This window comes from Actinosynnema sp. NPDC059335 (genome assembly GCF_042752395.1).
Taxonomy (GTDB): Bacteria; Actinomycetota; Actinomycetes; order Mycobacteriales; family Pseudonocardiaceae; genus Actinosynnema.
This window is the reverse complement of sequence record NZ_JBHYXZ010000128.1, coordinates 1-14,008: the sequence shown is the minus strand read 5'-3', so window position 1 is coordinate 14,008 and position 14,008 is coordinate 1. Positions and strand designations below refer to the sequence as shown.

1 protein-coding gene is annotated in these 14,008 nt (G+C 75.2%); it reads left to right on the top strand.

The genetic code is table 11. The features are described 5' to 3' along the window. The coding region (locus ACFXGA_RS30435; protein WP_378093802.1) for an amino acid adenylation domain-containing protein at positions 1-14,008 on the top strand (14,008 nt) is incomplete at both ends.

Sequence of the window (14,008 nt, the reverse complement as noted above, 5' to 3'; positions counted from 1 at the left end):
GGCGGTGGCCCACCCCCCCGCCCCCCCCCACGGGCTGGCGGCCCACGACCTGCAAGCGGAGCTGGACCGGCCGTTCGACCTGCGGCAGGGGCCGCTGTTCCGGGCCGCGCTGCGCACCGAATCCGCCGACGTGCACGTGCTGCTGCTGGCCTCGCACCACATCGTGGTGGACGGCTGGTCGCTCGGCGTGCTGGCCGACGAGCTGGGCGCGCTGTACCGCGGCGAGGAGCTGGACCCGCCCGCGTTGCAGTACGCCGACTACGCCGTCTGGCAGCGGGGACGGCCGGTGGACACCGGCTTCTGGGTCGACCGGCTCCGCGGCGTCGTGCCGCTGGAGCTGCCCACCGACCGGCCCCGGCCCGCGGAGCGCTCCTCGGCGGGGGCCACGCACGAGTTCCTGGTGCCCGCCCGGCTCGCGGACGACCTGGTCGAGCTGTCACGGGTCAACGAGACCACCCTGTTCACCACGCTGACCGCCGCGTGCCAGCTCCTGCTGGCCCGCTACTCCGGGCAGGACGACATCGCGATCGGCACCGTGACCAGCGGGCGCAACCGCCCGGAGCTGGCCGGGCTGGTCGGCTTCCTGGTCGGCACCGTCGTGCTGCGGTCCACTGTGGACCTGTCGCGGTCGTTCACCGAGTTCCTGGCGGAGGTCAACCGCACCACGCTGGACGCGCTGGCGCACGACGACGTGCCGTTCGACCGGGTGGTGGAGGCGGTCGGCGCGACCCGCGACCCGAGCCGGTCGCCGCTGTTCGACGTGATGGTGGCGTTGCAGGACACCGGCGGCGCGCTGCCCCGGCTGCCCGGCCTCATGGTCGAGGACCACCCCCTCGGCCGGGACCGGTCGATCTTCGACCTGAGCATCGACTTCACCCGCACCGCCGACGGCATCCACGGCCTGGTCGAGTACAGCACCGAGCTGTTCGACGCGGGCACGATCGAGCGGATGGCGCGGCACCTGCTGGTGCTGCTGGCGGGCGTCACGGCCGACCCGCACCGGCCGGTGGCCGAGGTGCCGCTGCTGCTCGGCGACGAGCCGGACGGCCGGGGCCGCGTGCTGGAGGTGCCCCCGACCACGTTCCCCGGGCTGTTCGAGGCCCAGGCCCGGCGCACGCCCGACGCGACCGCGCTGGTGTGCGGCGACGAGCGGTTGACGTTCGCCGAGCTGGACGCGCGGGCCAACCGGCTCGCGCACCACCTGGTGGCGAGCGGTGTCCGGCCCGAGCAGGTGGTGGCGCTGTCGCTGCCGCGCGGCGTGGAGTCGATCGTGGGCATCCTGGGCATCATGAAGGCGGGCGGGGTGTACCTGCCCGTCGACCCCGGCCTGCCGCCGGCGCGCCGGGAGCACCTGCTCGGCGACTCGGGCGCGGTGGTGGTCCTCGACGGGCCGGTGGACACCTCGGCGTACCCGGCGACCAGGCCGGAGGTGCCGTTCGGCCCGGACCACGCCGCGTACGTGATCTACACCTCCGGGTCCACGGGCCTGCCCAAGGGCGTGGTGGTCGAGCACCGGCAACTGGTGAACCTCTTCCACAACCACGTCACCGACTTCGTCCGCGGGCGCATGCGGGTGGCGTTGACCGCGGTGTTCTCGTTCGACACGTCCTGGGAAGGCCCGCTGCTGATGGCGGACGGGCACGAGCTGCACGTGATCACGGACGAGGTGCGGCTGGACCCGGACGCGCTGGTGGCGTACGTGCGGCGGCACCGGATCGACTTCATGGACGTGACGCCGACGTACGTGCAGCAGTTGCTGCCGGCGGGGTTGTTGGCGGGCGGGCACGTGCCGGAGGTGCTGTCGCTGGGCGGCGAGGCGCTGAGCGCGGCGCTGTGGCGGGAGCTGGCGGCGCGGCCGGACGTGCGGGCGTACAACTTCTACGGCCCCACCGAGGCCACGGTCGACGCGGTGACCACGCCGGTGTTCGGCGAGCGGCCGGTGATCGGCCGCCCGGTGGCGAACCTGGCGGTCCGGGTGCTGGACGAGGACCTGCGGCCGGTGCCGGTGGGGGTGCCGGGCGAGCTGTTCATCGCCGGCGCGCAGGTGGCGCGCGGTTACCTCGGCCGGCCGGGGCTGACCGCGCAGCGGTTCCTGCCCGACCCGTACGGCGAGCCGGGGACGCGGATGTACCGCACCGGCGACCGGGTGCGGTGGGTTCCCGTGGACGGGGCCGGCCAAGCGCACGACCAGGCGCACACCGGCCGAGCCGACCAGGCGCACACCGGCGGAACCGACCAGCGGTCCCTGGTGCTCGAATACCTCGGGCGCGCGGACGACCAGGTCAAGATCCGCGGGTACCGCATCGAGCCCGGCGAGGTCGAGGCCGCGATCCTCACCCACCCGGCCGTGCGCGAAGCGGTCGTCGTCGCCCGCGCCGACCAGGGCCACACCCGGCTGGTCGCCTACGTGGTGACCGACGGGCCGGCGGACCTGCGCGCGCACCTGCGCCCGTCGCTGCCGGAGTACCAGGTGCCGTCGGCGTTCGTCGTGCTCGACCGCATCCCGCTCACCCCCAACGGCAAGCTGGACAAGGCGGCGCTCCCCGCGCCGGAGGTGGTGGCCGACGGCGAGTTCGTCGCGCCCCGCACCCCGGTCGAGGCCGAGCTGGCCCGGCTCTGGGCCGAGGTGCTCGGCGTGGAGCGCATCGGCGTCGACGACAACTTCTTCGCGGTCGGCGGCGACTCGATCCTGTCCATCCAGCTCGTGTCCCGCGCCCGGCAGGCCGGTCTGCGCCTGACCTCCCGGGACGTGTTCCGCCACCAGACGATCGCCGAGCTGGCCCTGGTGGTCTCCACCGCGACCGAGGCCGAACCGGAGCGGGTGTTCACCGGGCCCGCGCCGCTGACCCCGATCCAGCGCTGGTTCTTCGCCGAGCACGGCCCGATGCCGCACTACACCATGACCTTGCTGGTCGAGCTGGAGCCGGGCGTGGACGCCGAGGCGCTGGGGGCCGCCGTGCGGACCGCGGTCGGCCACCACGACGCGTTGCGGCTGCGGTTCCGCCAGGTCGACGGGCGGTGGGTGCAGGAGGTCGCGGCCGAGGCGGGCGAGGTGTTCCGGGTCGAGCGCGACGCCGACGCCGAGACCGTCGCCCGCGAGGCGCAGCGGGGCCTGGACGTGACCGCCGGGCCGCTGCTGCGGGCGGTGTTCCTCCCCGGCGAGCGGCCGGAGCTGCTGCTGGTCGTGCACCACCTGGTGATGGACGGCGTGTCGTGGCGCGTGCTGCTCGCCGACCTGGAACGGGCCTACCGGGGTCTGCCGCCGGAGCCCGTGGGCACGCCGTTCACGCAGTGGGCGCACCTGCTGGACGAGCACGTCCGGTCCGGCGCGCTGGAGGACGCGCGGTCGTACTGGGAGTCGCTGCCCGAGCCGGGGTCGCTGCCGGTGGACCGGGACGGCGCGAACACCGCGGGCTCGACCCGCGAGGTGTCGGTGCGGCTGGACAAGCCGACCACCGACGCGCTGCTGACCGCCGTGCCGCCGGTCTACCGCACCCAGGTCAACGACGTGCTGCTGAGCGCGTTGGGCCGGGCGCTGGCCGAGTGGACGGGGCGGGACGCGGTGAGCGTGGCGCTGGAGGGCCACGGCCGCGAGGAGCTGCTGCCCGGCGTGGACCTGTCCCGCACGGTCGGCTGGTTCACCACCCAGTTCCCGGTGGTGCTGCCGACGCACGAGGACTGGGACCGGACGCTGAAGGCGGTCAAGGAGTCGCTGCGCGCGGTGCCGCACCGCGGCCTGAGCCACGGCGCGCTCGGGCAGCCGGGCGGCCACCGGCTGCCCGACCTCTCGTTCAACTACCACGGCCGGTTCGACGTGGCCGACGGCGGTTTCTACCGGGCGCGGCGCGGTGTCGGCGCGGACGTGGACCCCGACGCGACCCGCGACCACCTGCTGGAGGTCACCGGCCTGGTCGAGGGCGGCGAGCTGGAGCTGACCTGGCACTACTCGGCGAACCTGCACGACGGGGCGACCGTGCGGCGGCTGGCCGAGCGGGTGCTCGACCACCTGCGCGCGATCGTGGCGCACTGCGCCCGGCCGGGCGTCGGCGGGCGCACGCCGAGCGACTTCCCGCTGGCGCGGCTCACCCAGGAGCAGGTCGACCGGATCGCCGGCCCGGACGTGGAGGACGTCTACCCGCTCACCCCGCTCCAGGCCGGCATGGTGTTCCACAGCCTGGTGGAGCCCGGCGCGTACGTGGACCGGACGCGGCTGGTGCTCGACGGCGTGACCGACCCGGCGGCGCTGGCGCGGGCGTGGCAACGCGTCGTGGACCGCACGCCCGTGCTGCGCACCAGCGTGGTGTGGGAGCAGGTGGACCGGCCCGTGCAGGTGGTGCACCGGCGCGTCGAGCTGCCCGTGACCCGCGCCGAGGAGGTGTCCGACCGGTTCGACCTGACGGCCGCGCCGCTGCTGCGGGTGGGTGTCACGCCGCTGGCGGGCGACCGGGTCGAGGTCGTGTGGACCTCGCACCACGTGCTGCTGGACGGCTGGAGCACCGCGCAGGTGTTCGCCGAGGTGCTGGAGCAGTACCGCGCGATCACCGCGGGCGACGCGCCCGACCTGCCCGCCCGCCGGCCGTTCCGCGACTACCTGGGCTGGCTGGCCGAGCAGGACCCGGCCGAGGCGGAGGCGCACTGGCGCTCGGTGCTGTCCGGTGTGGACGGTGCGACGCCGCTGCCGTTCGACCGGCTGCCGACCGGGGAGCACGGCACGCGGCGGACCGAGGTGGTCCGGCTCGCGCTCACCCCCGGTGAGTCCGCGGCGCTGCGCGACACCGCCCGGCGGCACGGGCTGACGGTCAACACGGTGGTGCAGGGCCTGTGGGCGTTGCTGCTGTCCCGGCACTCGGGCGAGCAGGACGTGGTGTTCGGCAGCACGGTGTCCGGCCGGCCCGCGGAGCTGCCGGGCGTCGAGTCGATGATCGGCATGTTGATCAACACCGTGCCCACCAGGGTGGTGGTGGACGGCGACATGCCCGCGGCGCAGTGGTTGCGCGACCTCCAGGCCGGGCAGAGCGAGTCGCGGCGGTTCGACTACGTGTCGCTGGCGCAGGTGCGGCAGTGGGTGGGCGGCCCGCTGTTCGACAGCGCCGTGGTGTTCGAGAACTACCCGCTCAGCGAGGTCACCGAGACCACCGGCGTGCGGGTGCGCGACGTGGACGCCGAGGAGGGCACGAACTTCGCGCTCACGCTGGTCGCACACCTGACCGACCACCTCGCCGCGCGGCTGCTGTACGACGCCGAGCTGTTCGACGAGGGCACCGCGCGCCGGCTCGCCACGCACCTCGGGGTGCTGCTGCGCGGGCTCGCCGAGGACGCCGAACGGCCGGTGCGGGCGCTGCCGATGGCCACCGACGAGGAGCTGCGCGCGGTCCTGGTGGACTGGAACGACACCGGCGCGGGCGGGCCGGCCGCGGGCATCGCGGCCGCGTTCGCCGCGCAGGTCCGCAGCACGCCGCACGCCGCCGCGGTGGTGTCCGGCGACGTCGTGCTGGACTACGCCGCGCTGGACGCGCGGGCCAACCGGCTGGCGCACCACCTGGTGCGGCTGGGCGTCGGACCCGACGAGCGGGTCGCCCTGCTGGCCGCCCGCTCGGTGGACCTGGTCGTGGGCCTGCTCGCGGTGGTCAAGGCGGATGGCGCGTACGTGCCGCTGGACGTCCGGGCCCCGCGCGACCGGCTCCGGCTGCTGCTCGCCGACACCTCGGCCGCCGTGCTGCTGGCCGACGCCGGCTGGGTGGACACGGCGCGGGAGGTCCACGACGGGGTCGTGGTGCCGCTCGACGTCGTGCCCGACGAGCCCGACACCGACCCCGGCGTCGTGGCGCACCCGGACCACCTGGCCTACGTCGTGCACACCTCCGGCTCGACCGGCACGCCGAAGGGCGTCGCGGTGCGGCAGCGGGACGTGGTCGGCCTGGCGCTCGACCGCTCGTTCGACCGCGGCCACGAGCGCGTCCTGATGCACTCCCCCACGGCGTTCGACGCCTCCACCTACGAGGTGTGGGTGCCGCTGCTGCGCGGTGGCGCGGTCGTGGTGGCGCCGCCGGTGGACGTGGACGCGGAGGTGCTGCGCCGGGCGGTCGCCGAGGGCGGGGTCACCGCCGTGTTCCTGACCGCGGGCCTGTTCCGGGCGCTGGCGCAGGACGCGCCGGACTGCCTGGCGGGCCTGCGCGAGGTGTGGACCGGCGGCGACGTGGTGCCCGCCGCGGCGGTGCGGCGGGTGCTGGCCGCCTGCCCCGGCACGGCCGTCGTGGACGTCTACGGCCCCACCGAGACCACCACCTACGCCACCCGACGGGTGTTCACCGCGGTCGAGGAGGTGCCGGACCCGGTGCCGATCGGCACGCCGCTGGACGGCATGCGCGCGTACGTGCTGGACGGCGACCTGCGGCCCGTGCCGCCCGGCGTCGTCGGCGAGCTGTTCCTCGCGGGCGAGGGCCTGGCGCGCGGGTACCTCGACCGGCCGGGCCTGACCGCGCAGCGGTTCGTGGCCGACCCGTTCGGCGGGTCGGGCGGGCGCATGTACCGCACGGGCGACCTGGTGCGCTGGACGGCGGGCGGCGAGCTGGCGTTCGTCGGCCGGGCCGACGAACAGGTGAAGATCCGCGGCTTCCGGGTCGAGCTGGGCGAGATCGAGACCGTGCTGGCCGCGCACCCGGCGGTCGCCGAGGTCGTGGTGGCGCCCCGCCAGGACGCGCAGGGCGTGAAGCGGCTCGTCGCCTACGTGGTCGCAGGCTCCGGGCGGCCCGACGTGGCGGAGCTGGCCGGGATGGCCCGGCGCGAGCTGCCCGACTACATGGTGCCGGCGGCGTTCGTGCTGCTGGACGAGCTGCCGCTGAGCCGCAACGGGAAGGTGGACCGGCGGGCGCTGCCCGACCCGGAGCCGACCCGCGAGCGCGAGTACGTCGCGCCGCGCACCGACGCCGAGCGCGCCGTGGCCGACGTCTGGGCCGACGTGCTGGGCGTGGACCGGGTCGGCGCGCACGACGACTTCTTCACCCTCGGCGGCGACTCGATCATCAGCATGCGGGTGACCTCGCGGCTGCGCGAGCGGTTCGGGGTGCAGCTCTCGCCCCGCGCGCTGTTCGAGAACCCCACGGTGTCCGGACTCGCGACCGCGATCTCCGGCGAGCAGGTGGTGGACGCCATCCCGGTGATCCCGCGCGATGGCGTCCACCCGCAGACCCCCGCGCAGCGGCGGCTGTGGTTCCTGGACCGGTTCGAGCCCGGCAGCACGGAGTACGTGACGCTCGCGGCGTGGCGGGTGCGGGGACCGCTGGACGTGGCGGCGCTGCGGCGGGCGCTGGACGGCCTGGTCGCGCGGCACGAGTCGCTGCGCACCACCTTGGCCGACGGCGTGCAGGTGCTGCACGAGCCGTTCCCGGTGCCGCTGGAGGTCGAGGACGCCCCGTGGGAGGCGGTGCTGCGCGAGGAGGCCGGCACGCCGTTCGACCTGGAGCGGGGCCCGCTGCTGCGGGTGCGGCTGGTGCGGGTCGCCGAGGACGAGCACGTGTTCGCGCTGGCGGTGCACCACATCGTGACCGACGGCTGGTCGACGGGCGTGCTGATGCGCGACCTGGAGGCGCTGTACGCGGGCGAGGCGCCGGCGCCGCCGGCGGTGCAGTACGTGGACTACGCGGCGTGGCGGCAGGACCCGCCGGTGGACTACTGGGCCGGGCAGCTGGCCGGGGTGCCGCCGCTGGAGCTGCCCACCGACCGGCCCCGGGCGGCGGTGCGCGGCACGGCGGGCGCGGTGCGCGAGTTCACCGTGCCCGACGACGTGGCGGACGCGCTGGGCGTGCTGGTGCGCGAGCGCGGCGACACGGTGTTCACCGCGCTGGTCGCCGCCTGCCAGGCGCTGCTCGCGCGGTACAGCGGGCAGGACGACATCGCGGTGGGCACGGCGGTCTCCGGTCGCGGCCGGGCCGAGCTGGACGACGTCGTCGGCCTGTTCGTCAACACCGTCGTGCTGCGGTCCACCGTGGACCTGGACGGGTCGTTCGAGGATTTGCTGGCGCGGGTGCGCGTGACCGCGCGGGAGGCGTTCGCCCACCAGGACGTGCCGTTCGAGCGCGTGGTGGACGCGGTGCGGCCGGAACGCGACCCGAGCCGCAACCCGCTGTTCGACGTGATGGTGCTGCTGCAGAACGCGAGCGGCGAACCGCCCCGGCTGCCGGGGCTGGAGCTGAGCCCGGTGCGGCTGCCCCAGCTCACGTCCACGTGCGACCTGACGTTCGAGTTCGACGCCTCCGACGGCGTGCTGCGCGGCGCGGTCGAGTACAGCACCGACCTGTTCGACGCGTCCTCGGTGGACCGGGTGGTCGGGCACCTGCTCGCGCTGCTGGCGGGCGTCGTCGCCGACCCGGCCCGGCCGCTGTCGGCGGTGCCGCTGCTGCTGGGCGACGAGCCCGACGGCCGGGGTCGCGCGCTGGACGTCCCGAACACCACGTTCCCCGCCGTGTTCGCCGCGCAGGCCGCGCGGACGCCGGACGCGACCGCGCTGGTGTGCGGCGACGAGCGGCTGACGTTCGCCGAGCTGGACGCGCGGGCCAACCGGCTCGCGCACTGGCTGGTGGAGCGCGGCGCGGGACCCGAGCGGGTGGTGGCGGTGATGCTGCCCAGGACGGCGGACGCCGTGGTGGCCATCCTCGGCGTGCACAAGGCGGGCGCGGTCTACCTGCCCGTCGACCGGGGCCTGCCGCGCGAGCGGGTGGACTTCCTGCTCCGCGACGCGCGGCCCGCGCTGGTGCTGGAGTCGTGGCCGGAGTTGGCCGGGCTCCCCGCCACCGACCCCGGCGTCGCGGTGCGGCCCGACCACGCCGCGTACGTCATCTACACGTCGGGTTCCACCGGCACGCCCAAGGGCGTCGTGGTGGAGCACCGGCAGCTGGTGAACCTGCTGCACAACCACGTCACGGACTTCGCCCGGGAGCACCTGCGGGTCGCGCTGTCGGCGGTGTTCTCGTTCGACACCTCGTGGGAGGGCCCGGTGCTCATGGCCGCGGGCCACGAGCTGCACCTGCTCACCGACGACGTGCGCCTGGAGCCCGCCGCGCTGGTGGACTACGTGCGGCGGCACCGGATCGACTTCCTCGACCTCACGCCGTCGTACGCGCAGCAGCTCATCCCCGCCGGCCTGCTCGCCGGCGAGCACCGGCCCCGGGTGCTGATGCTGGGCGGCGAGGCGCTGCCCGGACCGCTGTGGCGGGAGCTGGCCGGGGTGGACACCGCGGTGCACAACTTCTACGGCCCCACCGAGACCACCGTGGACGCGGTCTCCTGCCGCGTGGTCGGCGACCGGCCGGTCATCGGCGCGCCGTTGGCGAACCTGGTCGCCCGGGTGCTCGACGACGACCTCCGGCCGGTGCCCACCGGGGTGCCCGGCGAGCTGTACATCGCCGGCGCGCAGGTGGCGCGCGGGTACCTCGACCGACCCGGTCTGACCGCGTCCCGCTTCCTGGCCGACCCGTTCGGCGAGCCCGGCTCGCGCATGTACCGCACGGGCGACCGGGTCCGGTGGACCCCCGACGGCCTGGAGTACCTCGGCCGCACGGACGACCAGGTCAAGATCCGCGGGTTCCGGATCGAGCTGGGCGAGGTGGAGGCCGCGCTGCTGGCCCACCCGGACGTGGCGCAGGCCGCGGTGGCGGTGCGCGAGCACCACGGCCACCCGCGGTTGGTCGCCTACACCGTCGGCCCGGCGTCCGATCTCGGGCCGTGGCTGAAGGAACGGCTGCCCGACCACATGGTCCCCTCGGCGTTCGTCTCCCTCGACGGGCTGCCGCTGACGCCCAGCGGCAAGGTGGACCGCCGCGCCCTGCCCGCGCCGGAGTTCGCCGACCGCGCCGACTACGTCGCGCCCAGCGCGGGCGTCGCGGCCCGGCTGGCCGAGGTGTGGGCCGAGGTGCTGGGCGTGGAGCGGGTCGGCGCGCACGACAACTTCTTCGCGCTGGGCGGCGACTCGATCCTGTCCATGCAGGTGGTGTCGCGCGCCCGGCAGGCCGGGCTGGGCCTGACGTCCAAGGACATCTTCCTGCGGCAGACCGTCGAGGACCTGGCGCTCGCGGTCACCGAGGACGTCGGGCGGGTGCACGAGGTCGTCACCGGTCCGGTGCCGCTCACCCCGATCCAGCGCTGGTTCTTCACCGAGCACGGACCGCTGGCGCACTTCACCATGTCGGTGGTCGTGGAACCGGGCGACGTGCCGCCGGCCGCGGTCCGGGACGCCGTGCACGCCGTCGTGGCCCACCACGACGCGTTGCGGACGCGGTTCACCCTGGTGGACGGCACGTGGCGGCAGGAGGTCGCCGAGGACGAGCACGCGGATGTCTTCCGGATCGGCGCCGACGACCTGCGCACCGAGGCGGAACGCGCGCGGGCGGGCCTGGACCCGCGCCACGGGCCGATGCTGCGCGCGGTGCTGCTGCCCGACGGGCGGCTGTTCCTGACCGCGCACCACCTCGTGGTGGACGCGGTGTCGTGGCGGATCATCGTCTCCGACCTGGAGACCCTGCTGGCGGGCGGCGCGCTCGGCCCGAAGACCACGGCGTTCGCCGACTGGGCGCGGCGGCTGGACCGGCACGTCCGCGCCGGCGGGTTCGACGCGGCCCTGCCGCACTGGGCGGACGTGCCGGTCGAGGAGCCCGTGCCGACGCGGGCGGACACGGCGCGCAGCGTCACCGTCCGCCTCGGCCGCGCCGAGACCGACGCGCTGCTGCGCGAGGTGCCCGAGGCGTACCGGACGCAGGTCAACGACGTGCTGCTGACCGCGTTGGCGTCGGCGTTCGGCGGGCGTGCGCTGGTGGCGCTGGAGGGCCACGGCCGCGAGGAGCTGTTCGACGGCGTGGACCTCTCGCGCACGGTCGGCTGGTTCACCGCGCAGTTCCCGGTGGCGCTCGCACTCCCGGCCGGCGGCTGGGACACCGCGCTGAAGGCGGTGAAGGAGCAGTTGCGCGCCGTGCCCGACAAGGGCCTGAGCTACGAGGCGCTGCGGTACGACGACCGGGGCCTGACCGGGTCGCTGCCCCGGGTGTGCTTCAACTACCTGGGCCAGTGGGACGGCTCGGTCACCGAGGCCGCGTCGGGCCGCGAGGTGCCGGACGACTTCGTCCGACCGCACCTGCTCGACATCACCGCCGCGGTGTCCGGCGGCGAACTGGTGGTGGAGTGGGAGTTCTCCACCTCCGCGCACGACGAGGCCGCGGTGCGGGCGCTGGCCGACCGGATGCTCGACGCGCTGCGCGGCATCGCCGAGTTCTGCGCCCGGCCCGGCGCGTGGGGCCGCACCCCGTCGGACTTCCCGCTGGCGCGGCTGACCCAGGAGCAGGTCGACCGGATCGCCGACCCGGACGTGGAGGACGTCTACCCGCTCACCCCGCTCCAGGCGGGGATGCTGTTCCACGACCTCGTCGACGACGGCACGGCGTACCTCAACCAGATGCGGGTGCGGCTGTCGAACGTGACCGACCCGCGCCGGCTCGGCGAGGCGTGGCAGCGGGTGGTGGACCGCACGCCGGTGCTGCGGTCCGGCGTCGCCTGGGAGGGCCTGGACGAGCCCGTGCAGGTCGTGCGGCGCGGCGTGCGGCTGCCGGTGACCTACGCGGACGTGACCGACGAGCTGGTCGCCGCCGACGCCGCGGCCGGGCTGGACCTGGCCGCGCCGACGCTGATGCGGGTGGTGATCGGGCGGGTGTCCGACACCGAGGTCGACGTGCTGTGGACCTCGCACCACCTGATCCTGGACGGCTGGAGCACCCCGCAGGTGTTCGGCGACGTGCTGGCGGAGTACGCGGGCGGCGCGCCGACCCCGCGCCGGCCGTTCCGCGACTACCTGGCGTGGCTCGCGGAGCAGGACCAGGGCGACGCCGAGGCGCACTGGCGCGCCGTGCTGGCGGGCGTCGAGTCGCCGACGCCGCTGCCGTTCGACCGGGAGCCCGCGCAGGCGCACCGCGCGGAGTCGTCCGCGAAGGTCGCGCTCGACCTGCCGCTCGACCGGCTCGACGCGGTGGCCCGCGCGTCCGGCCTGACGGTGAACACGCTGGTGCAGGGCGCGTGGGCACTGCTGCTGGCCCGCACCTCCGGCTGGCGTGACGTGGTGTTCGGCAGCACGGTGTCGGGCCGCCCGGCCGAGCTGCCCGGCGTCGAGTCGATCGCCGGCATGTTCATCAACACCGTGCCCGCGCGCGTGGTGGTGGACCCGGACGCGACCGCGGTGGACTGGCTGCGCCGGCTCCAGGCCGAGCAGATGGAGTCGCGGCGGTTCGACTTCGTGTCGCTGGCGCAGGTGCAGCAGTGGGCGGGGACCCGCCTGTTCGACAGCCTGCTGGCGTTCGAGAACTACCCGGCGGACGCCGACACGCCCGACGACGCGCCTGCCGTGGGCGAGATCGACAGCCTGGACACGACCACGTTCCCGTTGACCGTGCGCGCCTACGCCGAGGGGTCGCTGCACGTCGAGCTGACCTACGACCCGAGGCTGTTCGACGAGCGCACGATCGCCGCGCTGGGCGACCGGCTGGCCCGGCTGCTCGACGCGCTCGGCGCGGACCCGCACCGCCGCGTGGGGGACCTGCCGTGGCTGTCCGACGGCGAGCTGGAGCAGGTGCTGGTGTCGTGGAACGGCGCCGCGCCGGCCGAACCGGTGGCCGACACCATCCCGTCGCTGTTCGCGCGGCAGGTCGCGCGCACGCCCGACGCGGTGGCGGTCACCTGCCGGGGCGAGTCGCTGACCTACCGGGAGCTGGACGAGCGCGCCAACCGGCTCGCCCACCACCTCGTCCGGGCGGGCGCGGGGCCGGAAACGCTGGTGGCGTTGAAGTTCCCGCGATCGCTGGACCTGGTGGTGGCGGTGCTGGGCGTGCTCAAGGCCGGCGCGGCGTACCTGCCGATCGACCCGGACTACCCGGCCGACCGGGTCGCGTACATGGTCGCCGACGCGTGGCCGGTGCTGACGCTGCAGGCGCTGCCGGACCTGGCGGCGCTGCCCGCCACCGCGCCGGAGGTGGCGCTGTCGCCGGACAACGCCGCGTACGTGATCTACACGTCCGGCTCGACCGGCAAGCCCAAGGGCGTGGTGGTGCCGCACGCCAACGTGGTGCGGCTGATGTCGCGGACCGACCACTGGTTCGGGTTCGGCCCCGACGACGTGTGGACGCTGTTCCACAGCTACGCCTTCGACTTCTCGGTGTGGGAGCTGTGGGGACCGCTGCTGTACGGCGGTCGGCTGGTCGTCGTGCCGTTCGAGGTGTCGCGGTCGCCGCGCGACTTCGCCCGGTTGATCGGGGACGAGGGCGTGACGGTGCTCAACCAGACGCCGTCGGCGTTCTACCAGCTCCTGGCCGAGACGCCCGAGCTGCCGTCGGTGCGGTACGTGGTCTTCGGCGGCGAGGCGCTCGACGTGCGCAAGGTGGCGGCGTGGCGCGGACCCGGCCGGTTGATCAACATGTACGGGATCACCGAGACCACCGTGCACGTCACGTGGACCGAGGCCGACGGCACGATCGGCGTGCCGATCCCCGACCTGCGGGTCTACGTGCTGGACGAGGACCTGCGGCCCGTGCCGCCGGGCGTGGTGGGCGAGATGTACGTGGCCGGGCCGGGCCTGGCGCGCGGGTACCTGAAGCGGCCCGGCCTGACCGCGTCCCGGTTCCCGGCGAGCCCGTTCGGGCCGCCCGGCTCGCGGATGTACCGGACCGGCGACCTGGCCCGGTGGGTGGACGGCCGGCTGGAGTACTTCGGCCGCGCCGACCAGCAGGTGAAGATCCGCGGGTTCCGGATCGAGCTGGGCGAGATCGAGGCGGTGCTGGCGCGGCACGCCGCCGTGGCGCAGGTGGCCGTGGTGGTGCGCGAGGACCGGCTGGTGGCCTACCACGTGCCCGCGGGTGCGGGCACGGGTGGGGCGGGCGCGGCAGGCACCGGCACGTCGAGCGCCGGCACGGCCGACGCGGCGGGCACCGGAGCGAGTGCGGCCGGTGCAGGCGCGGGCGGCCCGGCCGCGACCGGCGCG